The organism is Lentilactobacillus curieae (genome assembly GCF_000785105.2).
Lineage (GTDB): Bacteria > Bacillota > Bacilli > Lactobacillales > Lactobacillaceae > Lentilactobacillus > Lentilactobacillus curieae.
This window is the reverse complement of record NZ_CP018906.1, coordinates 1467557-1489187: the sequence shown is the minus strand read 5'-3', so window position 1 is coordinate 1489187 and position 21631 is coordinate 1467557. Positions and strand designations below refer to the sequence as shown.

The window sequence follows — 21631 nt, the reverse complement described above, 5'->3', positions numbered from 1 at the left end:
AAATAGGCTCAGTCGAAAAAGCTATTGTTATTTTCGACTGTTGCCCATCCTTAATTTGTTTCAATTGATCTAGCAATATAGACTTCGTGACAAAACCCAGAGATACTATTAAACACCCGATTTGCCCGGCTCTGCTTACGACAAATCCCGTAAACAGTCGGCCCACTGCCCGTCATCAACGATCCATCTGCACCATACTTTTGTAGTCTCTGCTTAATCGTAAGAATTTGTGGATACATTTTTGAAGTCACTGTTTCAAGGGTATTAGCCAAATTACCCACAATTTCCTCGTAATTTTGTGATTCGACTGCTGAAACCAATCCATTGATGTTTGGATGATCTAATTCCACGTTATGAAGCGAGCGAATTATTTTCGGCGTCGAAACACTTACGTTGGGCTTTGCAAGTACAAACCACATTGACGGTAGTTTAGGTAATGGAGTAATCACTTCGCCATACCCTGAAACTTTAGCTGTCTTGCCGTAAACACAATATGGAACATCTGAGTCGATCTGTAAGCCTAATTTTGCTAATTCAAACAGTGTTTTGCCAGTTCGAAACATCGTATTTAGTCCTCGCAAAACTGCCGCAGCATCACTTGAACCACCACCTAAACCAGCAGCAACTGGAATGTTCTTTTCGATGGAAATTTTAAGTCCACTGCTAATGTGATTATCCTGAAAAAATAACCTGGCTGCTTTAAGTGCAAGGTTCCGACCGTCATCTGGTAGAAAGCCACTATCCGTATCAATTTCGATTTTACCTGACGAATTTGTTTCTAAAGTAACGTAATCACAGAGTGAAATTGAAGTCATCACCATTTCCCATTCAACCTCTTTGTTTGAATGAACTGACGTTGCGTCCAATCCGAGATTAAGTTTGGCGGGTGCTTTTATGATCATTTTCATTAAACAACATCCCCTGACCAACGATATATTACAAAAAGTATACTAAATAATCGGCAAAAAGTCAGTCAGTCACACTGAAACCGGAATTTTGAGCAAAAAAAAAGGCCTCTCGGCCCCCCAAATTACTAATCAGTTTGATTAGCTCCAAACTCAATCTTGATGTTCTTAGTCAAAACGTCAGTGTAACTGTAAGATACTCGGTTTAAACTCGAGTCCTTATCAAGCTCAACTACGAACACTGCAGGAAAAGTCTCCCGCAAAATCCCCTCACGTGTTGCAGTCTTGCGTCTCCCAATCTGGGAAGTAACACTAATGTGTTGACCAAGATGATCATCAATCTTGTGTTTAATCACAGATAATGTGATAGGCATTGCACTCACCTCACGATAATTTATTATATCGCAATCTGAATAAAAATGCAAATTTTATCACACTTACTTTGGATAAGCAATAACATATTTAGGGATTTTTATTTAATGAGGCCTTCTGTATTACACTTGTTACATAGTTCTACAAATTGGGCCACTGACAGTTCTTCCGGACGGGCATTATCCCCCAATTCAAGCTCAGTCGTAACTTTCTTAATTGTTTCCTTAATTTCTGAGGATTTCCCAAAAATACCCTGCAAATTATTGTACAGACTCTTACGTCGATGCATGAAACACCCACGAACAAATGCCTGAAACTTCTTGAGGTCAAAGGGTTGAACCCCCTGTTTTTCCTTCGGCGTAATCTTGATAATTGCTGAATCAACCTTAGGGCTAGGAATGAAAGAATTCTTACTTACTAAGAAAGCAACCTCGACATTCTTTTGTTGTTGCATAATAACTGACAACGATCCATAGGCTTTAGTACTAGGGTTAGCAGTTAAGCGTTCAGCTACTTCTTTTTGCATCATTACTACAATAGAATCTATGCTCTCATCACTTCTTAATAGGTCCATAATAATCGGTGTGGTGATGTAGTAAGGCAAATTAGCCACAACTTTGACTTTTTTATCCGCACCAAATTCGGTGTCAATTACCTCAGGCAAGTTCGCCTTCAATATATCTTGATTGATAATCTTCACGTTAGGATAGTCGTGCAATGTATCATACAGTACAGGTAACAAATTATCATCGATCTCAAATGCGACTACCTTATTGGCATTCTTAGCTAGTTGTTCAGTCAATGCGCCAATTCCGGGGCCAATTTCAACCACCGCATCATCAGCTGTAATTTCAGCAGTCGTGACAATTCTCCGTAAAACATCAATATCCACTAAGAAGTTTTGGCCAAGGCCTTTCTTAGCAAATAGATGATACTGATTCAAAATTGCCATTGTTCTAGTTTCGGTACCAATTTCTAGGAAATCATTCATTAATTTTCTTCCTCAATTTCTTTCATTGCCTTAATAAAGTCATCGCGAGAAATTTGAAACATTGCCAGTCGATGCTTTAATTGTTTTGCGTTCACATAACCAATATTAAGATGTTCAGATAATCTTCTACGACGCTGTTTAGCACCGTTTCCTCCCATCAAACCATAGTGCAACAGATCTTCTGTGGTAATGGTCTCAACCGGGTTATCATCGACTGTATATACGTTCTCCAATGCCTCACGGATTGCCTGCGGACTCGCATGTTCAACTCCCAAAGAACCATGGGCCCTTTCTGGGACTGCCTGACTCTTCTTCAAAAAAGCATGCTTAGCATTAGGAACCACTTCAGTCACAATTTTACGAATCTTCTCACCAGAAAAATCCGGGTCAGTAAAAATTATAATTCCCCGACTCTGGGCAACCTTTTCAATCAATGCTAAAGTATCTTCATCAACCGCTGAGCCTCTAGTTTCAATTGTATCCGCATTTACCGCAGCTCTAATTCGCTTGGTGTCATCTTTACCTTCAACAACAATTACTTCTTTAATTTTATTAGTCATTGGCTTCACTTATTCCAAATAATTTCAATGTATTTTCATAGGTGTGAGCTGCCACAACATCTGGATCAGTGTCTAACAGCCTTCCTAATGCTTCGACGGTATAGAGCGTGTATGCAGGTTCGTTTTGCTTACCTCTAAATGGTTCCGGAGCCAAATATGGGGCATCGGTTTCCACCAAAATCTTATCTAGTGGAGTATTACGAACCGAATCATGAACCTCATGGGTCTTCTTAAAACTTGCAACCCCACTATACGATACAGACATTCCCAAATCCAGAAATTTATTTAGCCATTCAGGGTCACCATTAAAACTGTGCATTACCCCAGAAATATCACTGACACCCACTGCTTTTAATATTTCATACGTATCTTCAAACGCATCCCGATTATGAATCGAAATGGGGAGGCCGTAATATTTAGCAATCTCTACTTGGCGCTTAAACACTTCTTTTTGAACTGAATGTGGAGAAGCGGTCTGGTAATAATCCAAACCAATTTCGCCAATTGCAACCACCCTTTCGTTCTCCAAGTTTTTGACTAGCCATTTTTCTTGTTCATCCTTAAAATAAATGGCATCTTCTGGGTGCCACCCGATAATCGAATACATATCTGGATATTTGTCAGCAAGTTCCAATGAACGCTCGTTTAACTTCTGATTTGAACCAACGTTGGCGATTTTTTTAACTCCCAACTTTTGAGCATGGGCAAAGTAACCTTCAACGTCTTGATATAAAATATCGTCATTTAAATGAGTATGTGAATCGAATATTTTCATTTTATCCCTCAATTATTGAAAAAGCCGCTTTCTAGATTCTGAAGGCGGCAGTTTGTTTATTCTAAAGTTGAACCATTGGGAAGGTTGTCAGGAATTGTAACCAATTCAACGTCGCCGTTATCATGTTCGACAGATAGCAACATTCCTTGGCTAACTTCGCCCTTCATCTTCCGTGGTTTCAAGTTACCAACAATAATTACTTTTTTACCAACTAACTTTTCATAGTCAGGGTACCATTGAGCAATCCCTGAAAGAATTTGGCGATCACCATCATCTCCAGCGTCGAGTCTAAATTGAAGTAACTTATCAGCACCTTCAACTTTGTTAACGCTCTTGATTTGGGCAACCTTTAATTCAATTTTTTCGAAGGCTTCAAAGCGAACTTCCTTCTTATCTGACTTCAGTTCAGTGGATTCCGGATCAAAAGTGTTTTCAGCAGCTTCTTTCATTGCTGCTCTTCCCTTTGCCTTATCAGACTTTGTCATTTGTTCCTTAATGAAGTTAACCTCAACTTCACTATCCAAACGTGGGAAAATTGGTTGACCCTTTTCAGCCACCTTAACGCCTCCCTTAAGATCAGCAAAGCTCAAGGTTGTTAAGTCAATTTCATCGCTGATACCTAATTGAGCAAAAATTTCTTTAGGTGCGTGGGTCATAACTGGGCTTACTAATTCCGCAATCACTCTCAATGCAGCAACTAAGTGAGCCATCACTGAATCCAACTGTTCTTTTTTAGCATCGTCTTTAGCCAAAACCCAAGGTTCTGTTTGGTCAATGTACTTGTTAGAAGCTGAAACTAACTTCCAAACTTCACTCAATGCATCAGCAAAGTGAAGCTTATTCATTAACTTTTTAAAGTTAGCGACAACTTCAGCACTAGTATCTTCTAGTCCCTTATCAAACTCGGTAATTCCACTTTGAAGGTCAGGAACAACTCCGCCATCATACTTGTTAACCATTGAGACAGTTCTGTTCAATAGGTTTCCAAGGTCATTAGCAAGGTCGTAGTTGACCCGATCAATAAAGTCTTCTGGGGTAAAGATTCCGTCGTTCCCGTAAGGCATTGCTCTAAGCAAGTAATAACGAACAGCATCTAGTCCGTAACGGTCTACCAAAGTTTCTGGATAAATTACGTTTCCCTTAGACTTAGACATCTTACCGTCCTTCATCAGTAACCAACCATGACCAAATACTTGTTTTGGCAATGGTAATCCTAGTGCGTGAAGGATAATTGGCCAGTAAATAGTGTGGAAACGAACAATTTCCTTACCAACCATATGAACATCAGCAGGCCAATACTTGTTAAATTCAGACTGGTCGTTTGAACCATATCCTAGCGCAGTTATATAGTTTGAGAGTGCATCGATCCAAACGTAAACAACGTGCTTAGGATCAGACTTTACTGGGACTCCCCAGTTAAATGTTGTTCTACTTACAGCCAGATCTTCCAAACCTGGTTCAATAAAGTTTTTAATCATTTCGTTCATTCTTGCTTCTGGTTGAATGAAAGTTGGATTATCTTTGTAATATTGAAGCAACCAGTCAGCATACTTACTCATTTTAAAGAAGTATGACTGTTCCTTAACCAGTTGGACTTCGTGGCCTGACGGAGCTTTTCCACCAATGACCTTGCCATCATCATCCTTATAAACTTCGGCTAATTGGCTTTCAGTGAAGTATTCTTCATCAGAAACAGAATACCAACCTTCGTATTCACCAAGGTAAATATCGCCCTGTTGCAGTAACTTGTCAAAAATTTCAGCAACTGCTTTTTCGTGGTACTCATCAGTTGTCCGAATAAACTTATCGTTAGAAATTTCAAGCGTTTTCCATAACTTTTTGATGGTTGCTGCCATATCATCAACGTAAGCTTGTGGGGTGGTATTCAAGGCCTCAGCTTTTTGTTCGATCTTCAAACCGTGTTCGTCAGTTCCAGTTAAGAAGAAAACGTCAAAGCCCATTGAGCGCTTAAATCTTGCTTCTGCGTCACAAGCAATAGTTGTGTATGAATTTCCAATATGCAATCTACCAGAAGGATAGTAAATTGGCGTTGTAATGTAATATGTTGGCTTACTTTCTGCCATGAAAGTACCTCTTTTCGTGTCGTTTTACTTTTTAATAATTAACATTAAGTATAGCAAATATCCGCCTTGTTGGCGATGTAAATCAAAATAAATCCATCTGTAGTGGAGATAGATCATCATACTCGATTCCCAAAATCTCTTTTAATCTCAACGCATTTTTTGCAGCATCATGACCAGCATTATTATTAAAAATAATAATTACTTCCTCAGTCTGTTGATCTAGCTGTTTAGCCAATTGGGCGATTTCTTGAAGTTCATCTTCTGAGTAGTTATAAAGTGTTCGTTCAGTCCGCCAATTTCCAGTAGGATTAGTCCACCCCTTAACGTTTCTACCATGCAGTCGGAGGAAGATTAAATGTTCATTAGTCACAATCGGCTCAAATGGCACCCCCACATTTAAAGTGTGTGGTTCATCAGGCGCTACTAGGGTGAACTCAAGTTCTTTAAAGTAATTTCTAACGTCATCCCTTACCTCATTTGCGTACCAAGAATCATCTCTAAATTCAACCGAAACTGATAATCCGCCCATGTATTCTCTAACTCTCCGCAAATATTCAATTGCATCCACATCAAGTTTAAAAGTTGGTGGAAATTGGAATAACACAGTCTTTAATTGCGTCGAATTTACCAGTGGTTGGATTGCCCTTAGATATTCTTTAAAGGACTCAATTCGGTCTTCGTTGGGAACTGGATCCCCCTTAGCAACGTCGTGTTGGGTCATCAATTGATTTGCTTTCAGTATGAACTGAAAGTTATCTGGAGCTTGGTTTTGCCAATGTTCTAAAGTTGATTGTCTTGGGATTGCGTAAAATGGCGTATCCATTTCAACTATTGGAAAATGAGAACTGTATTCACTTAGTCTAGCTGTTTTACCACCATTCACCGATAAATCAGGATGGTCAGCAAAAGTTGTCAACCCAATATTTATCATCTGCAATCCCCCATTTAGTTAACTTGCAAATCCTCAAAAAACTTTGAAGCATCTTCTTGGACCATTGTGATTGGAAAACCTAAGTTTAGTGCCTCTTGATTGACCACAACTACCTCTGCACTATTAGGACGGTAATCAATCAACCCAGCAAATGGATACACCCTCATCGAAGTTCCAACTACGACAATCAAATCACTCGTTGAAATAGCTGCGACACTCCGACTGATATTTTCACCATCGAGCCCCTCACCGTAGAGCACGATGTTAGGTCTAAGGATGCCACCACAATCTTTATGATGCATATCATGTAAGTATTCATGATAATCCACATGTTTGCCGCATTTTAGGCAATAAACATCAAATAATGTCCCGTGAAACTCAACCAATTTCTTAGTCTGAGCTTTTTGATATAGGCCATCGATGTTCTGGGTAATTACCATTGCATCGCGCTTCTGGGTGAACTCAGCTTGCCGCTCATGGATCACATTTGGCTTTGCATCTGGATAGTACATATTTTTCATCATGAAATCATAGAAAACCTCTGGCTCATTTTTGAGGCAATCAATACTTAAATAATATTCAGCTGGTTTGTCACTAGCATCATTTGTATATAAGCCATTTTTTGAACGGTAATCCGGAATTCCGGATGGAGTGGAAACCCCCGCGCCAGTCAAAAACGTAATTTTTTTTGCGTTATCAAATTTCTGTTGTATTGCAGAATCGATCATCTAATCATCCCCAAAATTATTCACGAATAATGTATGGCATTTTTAGTTCTTCTAAAAGTTCCTTTACAGTTTTATCATAGGTCTCTTTGAAGAATTCTGCACTGTCAACTTGTTTACCTGGCTCCTCAATCACAAACGAATTTTGGTCATCAACCCGATTGAAGCCAACGTAGGCTCGGTGTGTGGTACCTGCAACCTTAAGTTCTGAGTGGAATATTTCAAAGATTTGGCGAACTGAAAGTGATAGTTGGCGTTCAGATAAAACACTGGTCAATGTCGTAAACTCAGTGTTGTGAAGTTGTGGTAAATCCCATTTCTTCAGCTGTTCATCAAATGCTTTGAACAATTTAATTACATTTCTTCTCAAGCCAAATGGTGAATCAGTTGGCTTAGCGGTAATTACCTCAAACAGATTCTGAGCTGCCGCGTAGGAAATTGGAAAGTCTTTCTTTAGCTCAGGTTCATGATCACTAATCTTGTCACCAAAAAATACTAAGGCATCAAGTAATGTCAATGCTCTTAAGGTCATTTGATCATCGCCATCTTTAGGCTCAGGCTTGATTGTCTTGTATATTCCATCGAAATACATTTGTTCAATTTTTTCATCAATCAATCCATGTTTTCTCTGCTCGCTAACAACGACAAAGTGAGAAACGATATCAAATATTTCCGTCCCCATCATTTTTAATTGGTCGTCTAACTTTGAATCACCAGTAGTAAGTGGGAAGAATACTTGAGGAAAACCTCTCAACGTCATTAACACATGGATTAATTCATGTGTAGCTGTGTAGTCCGGTGCACTCAGATCAGAAACCTGAATCATCAGTTTTTTTCCATCTTGGACAGTCTGGGCTTGATCATGACGAACAAATCCTGACTGTAAATTGCCGATGAATTGAACAGTAACTTCACCATCCCAAAACTGACTTACTGTATTGATCAAGTCTTGAGTTTGATCATTTAACTCTACATCAACATTATTATCCATTATTATTACGCTCCTTACGGATTTCATTAATTACTTTCTTAATTGTTTCAGCATCGTGCTTACCAAGTGTGGTCAACCTCTCAACTACTGTGGAGACCTCACCTGGCGTGGCTCCATTGGCTATTACAGCAGATTTAACCGCTAAACTCATATGTCCTCGCTGAATCCCTTCGGTAACTAATGCCTTTAGGGCAGCTAAGTTCTGAGCCAATCCAACAGCCGCAATCAATTGCATTTCCTGTTCACTATCTGAAACCTGCGCAATCTCTTGGTTTAACTTCGCTAGTTTAAACACTCTGGTAGCGCCGCCGACAAAGCCAATTGGGATTGGAATTGTCATGGTACCAACTAGGTTACCATCTGAAATCTGCCAATTTGATAAGCCACGGTAGTTTCCCCGTTTTGCAGCAAAGCTATGAGCAGCACTTTCAATTGCCCGCCAATCATTACCTAACGCGATTGCCGCAGCATCCACACCGTTCATGATTCCTTTGTTGTGGGTAGCTGCCCTAACTGGGTCAATTTGAGCAATGTGACTAGCTGCGGAAATCCGTTCAGCAACCACATCACCGCTCATCGTTTTTGTTTCTAAACTTGCAAATGAAACTTTACCACTAACATTAACCAGGGAGGTTTCTCCATCATTGGTTAAAATTGCCATCAATGGCTCAATTGCATCAAGATTTTCCTGCATATATTCCTTAACTGCTTCTAGCATTGAGTTAACAATGTTAGCTCCCATAGCCTCACCAGAATCAACTAACAAGTCAACGGATACATACTCGGGGTCTAACACCCTAACGCTTATCCGTTTAGCACCTGTTGCGTAGCTCAAAATCGATGGGTGACTTTGATTAGCAACTTGAAGTAATTCTCTTTCATTTTTACTAACAAACTGTGCGACTACTGATTGAGAATTTGTCTTAATTACAACCTGTCCCGCTACTAAATTACTTTGAACCTCAGCCTTGATTCCACCCATCGTCGCCAATAGTTTTGCTCCGTTGCTGCAGGCAGCAATCACTGAGGGTTCTTCAGTCACCATTGGAACCAAGTGTTCAGTACCATTGACCACTATATTGGTCGCAATTCCCTCTGGAATCTGATAGTTAGTCAAATAATTTTCAATCACTTCAGCCATCCCGTCATCATAATTTTCTGATAGGAGTTGGTCACCTTGAACAACCTGGCTTAATTGCTCAAGAATCAGCAGTTTACGATTTTGGTAATCACGTTTATAAAAATGATCATATTTTAAGTCCAAGTTTTCACCACCAAATAGCGCCAAAAAGCTGGTCAAGATTTTCTTGCTCCAGCTTTAGCTTACACTCACTTATAATGTTTTTCGATATATTCGGTAATAATTCCTTCCCGAACCCCGCTTTGAGAAAAGTAGACCTTTTTTGTATCTAAGTAGTCCATCAAAACTACTAGTGGCATTAGGCCCCCAACGATAATGTCCGCTCTGTCAGCTTCAAGGCCCGGAATCTGCTGTCTGCGTTTCATATTTCCCCTAAGCATGTTTAAAAAAGTACGGTTAACCTGCTCATAAGAAAGGTGATACCCATGAATCGCATCAATTCTTACCATATTTTGGCGTTTTCGATTAATTCTCGCCAGTGTCCGGTTGGCCCCACCTAATAGAACCAATGGTTGACGTTTTGACTGGCTTAACCACCCAACCTTTGAAAATTCCTTACGAATGTTGAACTGAGCGTTAAACAAATTCGATCCTGACACCCGATCAGCTAGATGGAACCGTTCAGACAAGTTAACAGCCCCCATCGGGATACTAATCAGGTTAGTATTTTTACCGTGCTTGACTGCTACTAATTCACAACTAGCACCACCAATATCTAAAATCAAACAGTTCTTGATTCCCAGGCGGTTAACCACCCCAACGTAGTCATAATATGCTTCTTTGTCTCCTGATAGGACTTTAACGTCTATTCCTATCCGTTGCTTAACCTGCGACAAAAAAACATCACTATTTTGGGCTTGCCGAACAGCTGCCGTAGCAATTCCAATTACGTTAACGTGTGAATATTGAGAATAAATATCTTTAAAGTCTGCCAAAGAAGCAATCGTCCGTTTCATTGCTTCTTCTTTAAGGGTTTTCTTTGCACCCATCCCTTCTGACAGACGGCTATCGCTCTTCACCCGCTTAATTTCACGGTATGAGCCGTCATTTTGAATTTGGTTAATTGCCATTCTAACGGAATTAGAACCAATATCCAGAATTACAAGGTTTTCCATAGTGAACACCTTCTACTAGTTAAAATAATTGATTCCAATTGCATCACGAACTTCTTGCAACGTTTGGTTAGCGACAATGTTAGCTTTTTCGCTACCCTTCTTCAAAATGTCATAAACTGACGCAATATCTTGTTCATAAACATGTCTGCGTTCTCTAATTGGGTCAAGCACAGCTTGCAACACCTCGTTTAGGTAAAGCTTGATTTTAACGTCACCTAACCCACCGTGACTGTATTGATCCTTTAACTCTTGAACTTTTTGTTTATCTTCATCAAAAATATCTAGGTAAGTAAAGACAACGTTGCCCTCAACCTTACCAGGATCTTCAATGTGAATGTGGTTAGGGTCAGTGTACATTGACATTACCTTTTGCTTAACCGTATCCGCATCGTCAGAAATATAAATCGCATTACCTAATGATTTACTCATCTTAGCATTTCCGTCTAAGCCAGGAATTCTCCCCATTCCCTTTGGTGGGAAGTAGCCTTGTGGCTCAACCAAAATATCTTGTTTGTAAATTGAGTTAAATGAACGCACAATTTCTCGAGTTTGTTCAAGCATTGGTTCTTGATCATCCCCAACCGGCACAGTATCAGCTTTAAATGCAGTGATATCAGCCGCTTGACTAATCGGATAAGTGAAGAATCCAACGGGAACACTTTGGCCAAACTTCTTTTGGCGAATTTCTGTTTTTACAGTTGGGTTTCTTTCCAGTCTAGAAACCGTCACTAAATTAGAATAATGTTCAGTTAATTCGGTCAATGCCGGAATCTGAGATTGAACAAGAATGGTAGACTTTTCTGGATCGATTCCCACTGCCAAATAATCCATCGCTACTTGAGTAAGACTGTTTCTAATCTTCTCTGGGTCACGAGCGTTATCAGTTAATGCTTGCATGTCAGCAATCATAATGTAAGTTTCGTAGTCACCTGAGTTTTGTAATTCAACCCGGTTCTTCAATGAACCGACGTAGTGCCCGATATGTAACTTTCCGGTTGGGCGATCACCAGTTAAAATAACTTTCTTTGCCATTCCAATATCCATCCTTTCAAAAAACGCCCTATTGACTTGCTCAATAGGACGTTAGACCGTGGTACCACCTAAATTGCGAACTACTTTAATATAGCCGCCACTTATTAACGATAAGGAGTTACCCGTTTACTTTTCCATTTCGATCTGTCGTGGTTATTTTCAGCGCACATAACCTCTCTTTTAATGACTTATCTACTTATCTAAAATATCGCTTTTATTTTACTTATAATTTTGCAAAATGTCAAAGTATGCTTGAATTGACAGGTGGTTAAAATGCAACTAAAATGTTCAAAGCATTTAGAACTTCGACTTACGGAAAGGACTTGCCCATTTGGATATTAATGAAAAGAAAATTGAACAACAACGCGTCGACGAAGTGGTAAGTAAACTTGCCGACAAGATTGACGATACGCAAGCCGAGTATGACCGTGCCCATGACGAAACCAAACGGGTCCAACAAAGTTATTCGAGTAACACCTCGGTAAACTACTTTGAAGTTGATGACCGAATTGAAACCAGTGCTGAACTTCAACAGCAACGTGGCTTGGTGTCCCGATTGACTGAAAATGAGTCAATTTTGGAAACTCAACTGGAAACTTACAAGCAGTTGAAAAAATCACCTTACTTTGGTCGTATCGACATTACCGAGCCAGGTGACGATGACGCAGAAAAACTTTACATTGGGACGGCATCATTTCAAGATAAGTCTGGGGAGTTTTTAGTTTATGACTGGAGAGCACCAATCTCGAGTATTTACTACAACGGGACTTTAGGCGATGTCGAATACGAAACCCCAATGGGAATGCAAAAGGCAAACCTAAAAAAGAAACGCCAATTTCAAATCAATGATGGCGAGATTCGCAACATGTTTGATACCAACGAAACCGTTGGCGACGAGCTTTTACAAAGTGCACTTGGAAATCAAAATGATGAGTACATGCAAAACATTGTCGCTACCATCCAGCACGAACAAAATGACATCATTCGCGACACTAAGAGTGATTTACTAGTTGTTCAGGGGGTAGCAGGCTCCGGAAAAACATCAGCAATTCTCCAACGAATTGCTTTTCTGCTTTACCATAGTAGAGACACATTAGAGGCGGACCAAATAATCTTATTCTCACCTAACAGATTGTTTAGTCATTATATTTCAGAGGTTCTTCCTAGTTTGGGAGAACGAAACATGCGTCAAGTAACCTTTGCTGAATTTATTTCAAACCGACTAAAGGGATTAAGAGTACAAAGTCTGTTTGAACGCTACGAAGTTGACGACACTAGAAGCGATGCAGAGCTCAAGGTTCGCCAAGAAAAAGAAGCGGGCAACTTTATGGATGCAATCACATCTTATTGTGACCAGCTGACACCCGAACAAATTGAATTCTCTAACATCGGTTTTAATGGTGAAGCATTCTTTACCAAGTCAGAGATTCGCAAAGTATTTGCAAGTTTTCCTGCTGCGTTGAAAACAGCAGATAAGTTTACCAAGACTAAGAATGCGCTGATTAAGCAACTACGTCGCAGAATTGATGACGAAACCAGTGCGGATTGGGTCAATGACGAGATTGATGAGATGAGTAACGAACGGTACCACGACCTTTTGGAAGGTAAGAAATTAGGTGATTTCCAAGATGAAAGTGCCGAACGTTTCTACATTGCCAGACAAATCGTTACTAACCGACTTCAGTCTGTGTATGATGCAATTTTTAACAACAATTTTGTGGATCCATATCTACAATACCGAGATTTCATCAGCCAATATAGTGCTTTTACTTCTGCCACTGAAAGTGAATGGGCAGAGCAAATTAAAGAATTTATGAACAGGATTGAGCTTCATAGAATCGACCTCGATGATGCCGCCCCATTACTTTACCTTCGTGACTATATGTGCGGTGGTGGTCAAAACAACACGATGAAGTACCTGTTCATCGATGAGATGCAAGATTACTCAATCGCCCAGTTGAAGTATCTCAAGTATGCATTTCCGCAAACTAAGTGGACATTATTGGGCGACAGTGAACAAGCACTGTTTAAAGAAGTTGAAACTCCAAAACAGTTACTAGACAGATTAAATTCATCCTTTAAAACCCGCCACTCACGATTGATCAGCCTGCTTAAGTCATACAGATCGACGTACCCCATCACAACATTCGCCAAATCAATTCTGCCTAATGGTGACGACATTGAGGCCTTTCAACGAGACGGTGAGTTACCGGAGTTGGTAATTACGGATAATTTGAACGAATCGTTCGACCAACTCGTCAAAGTTGTAACTAAGCAGCAACAAGAGTTTGGCACAGTAGCAATTCTGGTCAAGAATGTTGAAGAAGCTAATCAGGTATACGAGAAGCTTCATTCACACGTTGACACGACTCTTTTAAAAGATGCTGATCGGACTCTACCAAAGGGTGTGTTAGTAATCCCCATCTACCTTGCAAAGGGGCTCGAATTTGATTCAGTGATCGCTTGGGATGTTTCTGAAAAGAACTATCCTAATGATAATTACACGGGAACCCTATACACGATTTTCACAAGGGCAATGCACAGTTTAACAATGATCAGTGTAGGTAAAGTTACCCCCATTATTACTCAGGAAACTCTTCAAACAAATCAAATAAAGATTGACCACACAATTAGTTATGACTAGTGGTTAATGTGGAACAGCGACTTGCAGATTATTTGCAGGTCGCTGTTTTTTGCAGAACCCCCTTAACCGCTTAATCCCACGTGATTACTTGATTGACTTTGATTCGGTAAATTTGTATTCTAGATTGTGTACTTATCAAATCATAATGAGGTGTCTCATGGTTCATCAGTTATGGCGACAATTTCCAACAATTAATTTAAAGTTAATCGCCTTACAAAAATATTTATTATCAGTCGTGAGTCTGCCGGTCAAACCAATCGAGAAAAAAGTTTCCGACCTAATCAATTCTGGTGGCAAATTTTTACGTCCAGGTTTTTTCTACATCATTTCAGAATTCGGTGAACCTACAGACAAAAAAGTACTCCGTTCTGGTGCAGCCGCAATGGAAATTTTGCACGTGGCCACCCTGATTCACGATGATGTAATTGACGACTCGGAATTACGCCGTGGTGTCAAAACAATTCACACAGAATATGGCCAACGCAACGCAATCTATGCTGGCGACTACTTGTTTACCTGCTACTTCAATGAAATTCTAAAGTCGACAACCGAACCACAAAATTTACAATATCAAGTTGACGTTATGCAACGAATTTTGAGCGGTGAGTTAGAACAAATGCAACTCAGATATAACTTGGAAGAAACGGTTGATCAATATATTGAAGAGATCACTGGCAAAACGGCCAAGCTATTCGAGTTAAGTTTTAAACAGGCAGCAATATTAACTCATTGTTCTGCTGATTTAACCACCAAGGTTGCCAAAATCGGTTTAACAATTGGTCAGGCATACCAAATTTTAGATGACGTTCTGGATTATGACGGTAATACTGTCAACACCAAAAAGCCAATCTTGGAGGATTTGAAATCAGGGACATACACCCTACCGCTTCTCTGTTCTCTACCGAAACAAAAACAAGAGCTAAGTATGTTACTAACCAAGAAATCTGCAATGACAAGTTCTGACATGGTTGCAGTTGCTCAAATCGTTAAACAATGTGGCGGTCTAAATGACGCTAAAATTACAGCTCAAAAATTAACAAATGACGCATTGGGACTAATTGATGAGTTGCCAGATATTAAAGCAAAAAAACAGCTCAAATCACTAACTTCTCAACTACTAGTAAGAAATCAATAGTAAAAATAAAGACCTTGTAGTCAATCCTAATTTGGATTGGTTACAAGGCCTTTTTTTGTCTTATTCTCCACGGTCTAAATCGTACAATTTTCTAAAATGTTCATTATTCATATAAAGTTCTTTAGGAGTCCCGACCATTTCAAACTTACCTGCTTCCAAGAATCTGACTTGATCGACATGAGCAACTCCTGCCAAATGGTGGGTTACCCAGATAATCGTCTTATCCTTTAATAAGGTAAACACCTGATCCAATAATTGCTTTTCAGTGATTGGATCAAGACTAACGGTTGGTTCATCCAAAATAATGATTGGCGCATCTTGCAGGAGAAGCCTAGCTAGCGATAGCCGCTGACGCTCACCACCAGAAAAACGTTGTCCCGCTTCCTTAACTTCAGTGTCGTATTGATCGGGTAACGATTCAATTAGTTCTTGCAAGCCTACTGCTGCAATCGCCTGTTTAACTTCGTCATCAGTTGCGGACGGATTTCCTAAACGCACATTATTCATTACGGTTGTATCAAATAGATAAGGTTTTTGATCTAGCACACCAAATAGATTTGCCCGCTCATGTTGTAACTTGGCTACCGGGATTCCATTAATGGTGATCTCACCAGAAGTTGGCGTTTCATCCCCAACCAATAGTTTTAATAACGTACTCTTACCGGTTCCACTTGGTCCCAGTAAAGCTAACTTTTCACCTTGTTTGACTTCGAGAGTTAATTTTTTCAACACCATCTCATCAGCACCTTGGTAATGAAAATCAACGTCATCAACATTTAAAGTCTCAAACACTGACCCTAATTCAACCTGTTCAGGAAGTTGTTTTTCAACGCTGCGATCAAGCTCATTTACCCTGTCAATTGAGCGTTTATAAATTGGCCACTCAGACGCCGCCTGACTGATACTTAGGAACGGATCAACTGCTGGAAATAGAGCCAAGGCAAAGGCAGCAACCCAGTTAGCCTGCCCCTTTGTCGCACCAAATTGAATCCCAGTCCACACCGTCAGTACCAAGACGGCCAGGAAGATAATGAATTGAACGAACAAACCTCGCCACCATTGATAATAGTGGTCCTGTCTTCTTAAAGTGGCAATTTCTTCAATTGGCGCCTGCTGCATTTTCAAAAAGTCATCATACCGACCAGAAATTTTCCAGTCTGATAACCCCAACACTTGGTCAGTTAAGTTAGTATAAAATTCATGCTGAACTTGGTGCTGTTTAAATTCTCGGGCACCATTTGTGACAACGGATAACAGTGGCAGCAAGATAACAATTACTCCCAGCAAAATTGCCATCAAAATTGCAACTTGCCAATTAAGTACCCCGATACCAATCACAATGAATAAATAAAGTAACCAACCGATTACTATTGGGAAAACAGTTCGTAAGTACAAATTTTCAATGTGTTCGATATCATCTGCTAGAATACTGAGAATGTCACCAGTTTGATGAGAGCGTTGAATTGTTGTTGCCCGCTTTTCAACGGTTTGATACAACTTTTTCCTAAAATCAGACACAATCTTCAATACCCAGTTATGACTAGTCAACCGTTCAGCATATCGAAAGCTTGGCCTAGCGATACCAAAAGCCCTTGCTAAAACAACTGGCACATATATATAAATGATACTATCAGGTCTTCTGGCCGCTTCACTAATTAGAAAACCAGAGTTAAACATTAACGCTCCAGCTGAGAAAAATGTCATAAACCCTAAAAAGAGTACCAATGCTAACAGTGCTTTATATTTGCGTAGATAAGGCATTACCCAATTATCGTTTTTAAATGTGCTTCGCAAATTCTTCATAGTTGGTTTGCCTCCATTTCTGCTCGCAACTCAGTGTACATTCCAGATTGAGCTGCTAGTTGTTGAGGAGTCCCCTGTTCAACTATTTCCCCATGATCCATTACTAGAACATAGTCCATTTCGTTGATCCAATGTAGTCTGTGTGTCGCAAAGAAAACTAGGTGATCATTGAATACTGGTAGGATATCTTCTTTAAGGCCCACTTCAGTTTCAATATCCAGATGTGCAGTTGGCTCATCAAACAACAATACCTTACGGTTCTTATCAAGGAATGCCCTTGCCAATGCAATTCGTTGGGCTTGACCACCACTTACTGAACGACCGCCTTCACCAATTAACGTGTTCAGACCGTCCGGCAAGCTTTTCACCCACTCGGATAGTCCTGCCTTATCGATTGCTGCATTAATTTTATCGGTGTCTGCATCATCAACATAGAAGCTCACGTTGTTAGCTAAAGTGTCATGAAAAATATACGGATTTTGCGGAATATACATAAATTGTTTTTGCCAATTCTCCTGGTCTAAATGAGGCAACTTATTGCCGTTCAACGTAATTGCATCCCCTTGGTCAGGTTTTAAAAACCCACCGATCATATTTAACAGCGTTGATTTCCCTGAACCAGATTTTCCGATAATTCCCACTTTGGTCATCCCTGTGATGTCAAAGTTAACGTTTTTCAAAGCTGGGATTTTACTATCGCCATAGGTAACACTTGCATCCTGCACCTGAAGCTCAGAATTTGCCTTCCAGTCGCTTTCTGGAAGCTTATCCCTGTCTTTAGTCGTTGGTTCGTTTAACACCTCTAAAACGGCTGTCATTGCGTTTTTACCGTTCAAGGTTGCGTGATAATCATTAGCAAAGTTTCTGATTGGCAAAAAATACTCTGGTGCCAGTGTCAAAATCGTTAATGCAGGTAGCAATGTAACTTTCCCCCACATCAGATCAAACCCTAAGAAAACAGCAACTACGGCAATTGATAGCGTAGTGAAGAAATCCAACGCAAACGTTGAAGTCATCGCAATCGTCAGGGTTGACATTGTCTCTTTTCGATATGATTCACTAACCCCGTAAACGTTTTTAGCATAGCTTTTTGATAGTCCTAATTGCTTGAGGGTCGGAAGCCCACGTAATGTATCAACAAAGTGGTTAGAGAGTCGTTGATATCCTTCATATTGTCTATCAGCTCTACTTTGCGCAGCTAGACCTAAAATCACCATAAAGAGAATAATCACGGGATATATAATCAACAAAAAGATTCCCTGTTTAAATTGGAGAAATGCTATGTACACAAGAATGAGCCAGGGAGTAATCGACATGTCCAGAATCTTAATCATCACGAGCATCAAGTAAGTTTGGACTTGATCAATCCCTTCTAGTGCCATGGTCACCATATTCCCTGTTCCCCGATGTTCAACTTCAGCGGGACCAAGTTTGAAGAGTTTACTCATTAACTGGTTTCTCATGTTCTTTGAGGTTGTTTCTACAAACGGGAAGAACAACCGGTTCTGTGCCACAGTTATGATGTGTCTGATCATAAATGAAATTCCAAAGATGATCATTGGTATCACAATGCTACTTAGTGGTTTTAATGACCACAAATTTACAATGGCAATAGCTAAGTAACGAGCTTGAAAAATAATTGCAAATGCTTGAATAAATACTAAAACTGCCAAGATACTAACATTTTTGCGCATCCCCGGCAGGTCAAAAAGTCGCTTATCAATCAACATACTCACCCCTAAATCTAGTAAAAAAATCCAAAAAAAATACGCGATTAGATTTTTCCTATCTAATCACGTATTATACCTTACTTATGTTAATCTATGCAGTTTGTTTCGGTGATTTTAAACGCTTGTAAAAAATCCAGTAACTCCAGATGAAGTAAATTAACACAATTGGCAAAATTGAGAATGTGATAATTGTCATCAAGTGAAGAGTGTATGGAGAATTTGAAGCATTCTTGATCAAAATTGAATGAGCAGGGTTAGTAGCAATCATAACCCGTGGGAATAACCCGTTGAAGATAAGAACCACGATACCAATTAGCGTTAACCCACTAGAAATAAATGAACCCCAGTCATGGTGTTTAGCTGCAAAGAACCATGCTAGCAATGAGAAGACAACGATGAATGCCAAGATTAAAATACTTGATACTGGCTTATTTTTAATAAAGTCGGTTACAAAGTAAAGCAATACTGCAAACACAACTTCTCCAGCAAGTAGTACTGGGTATAACTTCATTGACCAGCTTTGAGCACGGTCACGGAGTTCCCCACTAGTTTTTAGACGTAAGAAGTTCAAGCCGTGAATGAAGCAGAGCAATGAAACTGCAACTCCACCAACGATTGAGAACCAGTTAACGAATGTGAAGAAAGTGCCATGAACATTTCCCTCAGCATCCATTGGAACGCCCTGAATCATGCTTGTGAACATCATTCCAAATAAGAAAGCGGCACAGAAACTACCAATTGTTGAAGCCCACTCCCAGAAGTTTCTCCAGGTTTCGGTCTTAACGTTGGCTCTAAATTCAAATGACACTCCTCTAAAAATCAAGGAAACCAAGATTAAAAATAGAACTAAATAGTAGCCTGAAAATAGTGAAGCATACCACATTGGCAGTGAGGCAAACATTGCACCACCAGCAGTAATCAACCAAACTTCATTTCCGTCCCAGTGAGGGCCGATAGTTTGAATAATCACATCGCGTTCAGCTGTGTTTTTGGCAAATGACTTAACCGCCATTCCAATACCAAAATCAAATCCTTCAAGGAAGAAAAAGCCACTAAAAAGGACACCGATTAAGATAAACCATAGTAATTGTAAATTAGTCATGTTTAACCGCCCCCATTTCGTAAGGATCAGCCTTAGATGAATCCTCAGTTTTTTCAACTGCGTACCCATCTGGGTTAACTGAATCTGGGCCTTCCTTAAGTACTCTATGACTAAGAACAATCATAACTAGACCAAGGCCGGAGAACATTAGGAAGTAAACGATATTTGTGAATAATAGTGAACCAACAGTTGCGGTTGGCGATACAGCATCAGCAATGGTTAGCAATCCGTAAACAACCCATGGATATCTACCAAATTCGGTGATGAACCAACCAGCAGTGTTGACAATAAATGGTAACCATAGGCAAAGTCCCATGATGTACAAGAACCACTTCTGCTTAACAATTGCATCAGACTTCTTACGGTTAAACCAAAGACCAACGATGGCCACTAACGCGAATAATGCTGCGGAACCAGCCATAACTCTAAAGCTCCAGAACAAGGTTCTTGTTGGGGTGTAGTAATTCATGTCCCCTTGCTTGTTCTTATACTTTGCCTTCAACTCTTTGTTAACCTGTTCTTGTCCCTTGATCGATGGACCATTGAACTTATGGTAAGTCAAGATGTTAAGAACTTTAGGAACCTCGATTGACCAGGTTTTTTTATGGTCTTTAAATCCAGCAACCATAGTCCAGTCACCATTCTTAGAGTTCTTATCCAAACCTTCCATAGCAGCAAACTTCATTGGTTGATTATCAACCAAGTAGCGAGTTTGTAAATCACCAGACCAAATTGAACCTAAGCAGGCAACTAGACCAATAATTAAGCTGACCTTAATTGATTTCCGGTAAAAGTCCACGTTCTTATTCTTTAACAATCTCCATGCTGAACAACCAGCGACAACAAATGCTGCGGTGATCAAGGCACCAAGAATAACGTGTGAAAATTCGTACCATAATTGTTTATTACCAACAACTGCACCAAAGTCTGTTAGTTGAACTCGGTGAGTTTTAGCATTGATAATATAACCAACGGGATTTTGCATGAAACTGTTGGCAGCCAAAATCCAAAGTGCTGATAATGACGAACCAATACATACTAGCCAGATGAAAAGTGCATGCACTGCTGGCTTAACTCTAGTCCATGTAAACATCCAAAGACCAATAAATGTAGATTCCAAGAAGAATGCGGCTAAGGCCTCAATTGCAAGTGGTGCACCGAACACATCACCCATGAACCGAGAGTACTCAGACCAGTTCATTCCAAATTGGAATTCTTGAATAATTCCAGTAACAACTCCAACTGCGAAACTATAGATGAACATCTTTCCCCAAAACTGGGTCATTTTCTTGTAGACTTCATCTTTTTTAACAACATAAAGCGTTTCCATAACTGAAACAATAAAAGCTAAACCAATTGAAAATGGAACAAAGAAGAAATGGAACACTGTTGTCATCGCAAATTGAAATCGTGACAGGAATAATACTGAAGCAGCAATATCCATAATTGCTTCCCCCCTCATCATAATTTTGTAAAATAAACTCTTACGCCTATATTTTAGCTATATTGGAATCATTATTCAATTATAATTAGTTTTAAAAATACGATAATGGTTATTTGAAAGTTTACAAAAGTTTGTGAATTGTTAAGGCTAA

The 21631-nt window shown here is 39.7% G+C and carries 18 protein-coding genes; 2 read left to right on the top strand and 16 right to left on the bottom strand.

Annotation, left to right across the window (positions count from 1 at the left end; genetic code table 11):
- Positions 1-50: 50 nt before the first annotated feature.
- The 12 genes from ispE to trpS form a co-directional block, all read right to left on the bottom strand.
- Positions 51-908 carry a 4-(cytidine 5'-diphospho)-2-C-methyl-D-erythritol kinase gene (ispE, locus tag PL11_RS07150; RefSeq protein ID WP_035168714.1) on the bottom strand — a complete coding sequence of 286 codons (858 nt, stop codon included), beginning with the start codon at positions 906-908 and terminating at the stop codon, positions 51-53.
- Between the two features lie 125 nt (positions 909-1033).
- Positions 1034-1279, bottom strand: coding sequence for a Veg family protein (locus PL11_RS07145; RefSeq protein ID WP_035168716.1), 246 nt, complete (start codon positions 1277-1279; stop codon positions 1034-1036).
- A gap of 98 nt (positions 1280-1377) precedes the next feature.
- Positions 1378-2268: a 16S rRNA (adenine(1518)-N(6)/adenine(1519)-N(6))-dimethyltransferase RsmA gene (rsmA, locus tag PL11_RS07140; RefSeq protein ID WP_035168718.1), complete on the bottom strand. Its 891-nt coding sequence runs from the start codon at positions 2266-2268 to the stop codon at positions 1378-1380.
- Complete coding sequence (rnmV, locus tag PL11_RS07135; RefSeq protein WP_035168720.1) at positions 2268-2828, bottom strand: ribonuclease M5; 561 nt, start codon at positions 2826-2828, stop codon at positions 2268-2270. The genes rsmA and rnmV overlap by 1 nt, the downstream gene beginning before the upstream one ends.
- Positions 2821-3603, bottom strand: a complete 783-nt coding sequence (locus PL11_RS07130) for a TatD family hydrolase (RefSeq protein WP_035168724.1) — start codon at positions 3601-3603, stop codon at positions 2821-2823. Before PL11_RS07130 ends, rnmV begins: the two co-directional genes overlap by 8 nt.
- Positions 3604-3659: 56 nt before the next feature.
- Positions 3660-5687: a methionine--tRNA ligase gene (gene metG / locus PL11_RS07125; protein WP_035168725.1), complete on the bottom strand. Its 2028-nt coding sequence runs from the start codon at positions 5685-5687 to the stop codon at positions 3660-3662.
- Positions 5688-5769: 82 nt separating this feature from the next.
- On the bottom strand, positions 5770-6618 hold the full coding sequence (locus tag PL11_RS07120) for a DUF72 domain-containing protein (protein ID WP_035168726.1): 849 nt from the start codon (positions 6616-6618) through the stop codon (positions 5770-5772).
- A 14-nt stretch (positions 6619-6632) separates the two neighbouring features.
- Entirely contained in the window at positions 6633-7346 is a 714-nt protein-coding gene (locus PL11_RS07115; protein WP_035168727.1) for an NAD-dependent protein deacylase, read from the bottom strand.
- Positions 7347-7362: 16 nt separating this feature from the next.
- On the bottom strand, positions 7363-8334 hold the full coding sequence (locus PL11_RS07110; protein ID WP_035168728.1) for a hypothetical protein: 972 nt from the start codon (positions 8332-8334) through the stop codon (positions 7363-7365).
- Positions 8327-9598 (bottom strand): hydroxymethylglutaryl-CoA reductase, degradative, encoded by a 1272-nt coding sequence (locus PL11_RS07105; RefSeq protein WP_035168746.1) that lies wholly within the window; start codon positions 9596-9598, stop codon positions 8327-8329. The genes PL11_RS07110 and PL11_RS07105 overlap by 8 nt, the downstream gene beginning before the upstream one ends.
- Before the next feature lie 65 nt (positions 9599-9663).
- A complete protein-coding gene (locus PL11_RS07100; RefSeq protein ID WP_035168730.1) occupies positions 9664-10590 on the bottom strand; it encodes a Ppx/GppA family phosphatase in 927 nt (308 codons plus the stop codon).
- A gap of 15 nt (positions 10591-10605) precedes the next feature.
- Entirely contained in the window at positions 10606-11622 is a 1017-nt protein-coding gene (trpS, locus tag PL11_RS07095; protein ID WP_035168748.1) for a tryptophan--tRNA ligase, read from the bottom strand.
- Positions 11623-11953: 331 nt separating this feature from the next.
- Here trpS and helD point away from each other — a divergent pair, with 331 nt between their 5' ends.
- The gene (gene helD / locus PL11_RS07090; RefSeq protein ID WP_035168732.1) at positions 11954-14266 is read left to right on the top strand and encodes an RNA polymerase recycling motor HelD; all 2313 of its coding nucleotides are present in this window, start codon (positions 11954-11956) and stop codon (positions 14264-14266) included.
- 157 nt (positions 14267-14423) lie between these two features.
- Entirely contained in the window at positions 14424-15401 is a 978-nt protein-coding gene (locus tag PL11_RS07085; protein WP_035168733.1) for a polyprenyl synthetase family protein, read from the top strand.
- A 60-nt stretch (positions 15402-15461) separates the two neighbouring features.
- Here the strand turns inward: PL11_RS07085 and cydC are convergent, their stop codons facing one another.
- From cydC to PL11_RS07065, 4 genes are all read right to left on the bottom strand, one after another.
- Positions 15462-17204 carry a thiol reductant ABC exporter subunit CydC gene (gene cydC / locus PL11_RS07080; RefSeq protein WP_035168734.1) on the bottom strand — a complete coding sequence of 581 codons (1743 nt, stop codon included), beginning with the start codon at positions 17202-17204 and terminating at the stop codon, positions 15462-15464.
- Positions 17201-18931, bottom strand: coding sequence for a thiol reductant ABC exporter subunit CydD (cydD, locus tag PL11_RS07075; RefSeq protein ID WP_035168749.1), 1731 nt, complete (start codon positions 18929-18931; stop codon positions 17201-17203). Before cydD ends, cydC begins: the two co-directional genes overlap by 4 nt.
- Positions 18932-19025: 94 nt before the next feature.
- A complete protein-coding gene (gene cydB / locus PL11_RS07070; RefSeq protein WP_035168736.1) occupies positions 19026-20036 on the bottom strand; it encodes a cytochrome d ubiquinol oxidase subunit II in 1011 nt (336 codons plus the stop codon).
- Positions 20029-21480, bottom strand: a complete 1452-nt coding sequence (locus PL11_RS07065) for a cytochrome ubiquinol oxidase subunit I (RefSeq protein ID WP_191982056.1) — start codon at positions 21478-21480, stop codon at positions 20029-20031. Before PL11_RS07065 ends, cydB begins: the two co-directional genes overlap by 8 nt.
- Between the last annotated feature and the right edge of the window lie 151 nt (positions 21481-21631).

Bases quoted from the DNA above. Each gene is read 5' to 3' on its own strand.
- ispE (WP_035168714.1), bottom strand. From the start codon at position 908: ATGAAAATGATCATAAAAGCACCCGCCAAACTTAATCTCGGATTGGAC.
- PL11_RS07145 (WP_035168716.1), bottom strand. From the start codon at position 1,279: ATGCCTATCACATTATCTGTGATTAAACACAAGATTGATGATCATCTT.
- rsmA (WP_035168718.1), bottom strand. From the start codon at position 2,268: ATGAATGATTTCCTAGAAATTGGTACCGAAACTAGAACAATGGCAATT.
- rnmV (WP_035168720.1), bottom strand. From the start codon at position 2,828: ATGACTAATAAAATTAAAGAAGTAATTGTTGTTGAAGGTAAAGATGAC.
- PL11_RS07130 (WP_035168724.1), bottom strand. From the start codon at position 3,603: ATGAAAATATTCGATTCACATACTCATTTAAATGACGATATTTTATAT.
- metG (WP_035168725.1), bottom strand. From the start codon at position 5,687: ATGGCAGAAAGTAAGCCAACATATTACATTACAACGCCAATTTACTAT.
- PL11_RS07120 (WP_035168726.1), bottom strand. From the start codon at position 6,618: ATGATAAATATTGGGTTGACAACTTTTGCTGACCATCCTGATTTATCG.
- PL11_RS07115 (WP_035168727.1), bottom strand. From the start codon at position 7,346: ATGATCGATTCTGCAATACAACAGAAATTTGATAACGCAAAAAAAATT.
- PL11_RS07110 (WP_035168728.1), bottom strand. From the start codon at position 8,334: ATGGATAATAATGTTGATGTAGAGTTAAATGATCAAACTCAAGACTTG.
- PL11_RS07100 (WP_035168730.1), bottom strand. From the start codon at position 10,590: ATGGAAAACCTTGTAATTCTGGATATTGGTTCTAATTCCGTTAGAATG.
- trpS (WP_035168748.1), bottom strand. From the start codon at position 11,622: ATGGCAAAGAAAGTTATTTTAACTGGTGATCGCCCAACCGGAAAGTTA.
- PL11_RS07085 (WP_035168733.1), top strand. From the start codon at position 14,424: ATGGTTCATCAGTTATGGCGACAATTTCCAACAATTAATTTAAAGTTA.
- cydC (WP_035168734.1), bottom strand. From the start codon at position 17,204: ATGAAGAATTTGCGAAGCACATTTAAAAACGATAATTGGGTAATGCCT.
- cydB (WP_035168736.1), bottom strand. From the start codon at position 20,036: ATGACTAATTTACAATTACTATGGTTTATCTTAATCGGTGTCCTTTTT.
- PL11_RS07065 (WP_191982056.1), bottom strand. From the start codon at position 21,480: ATGGATATTGCTGCTTCAGTATTATTCCTGTCACGATTTCAATTTGCG.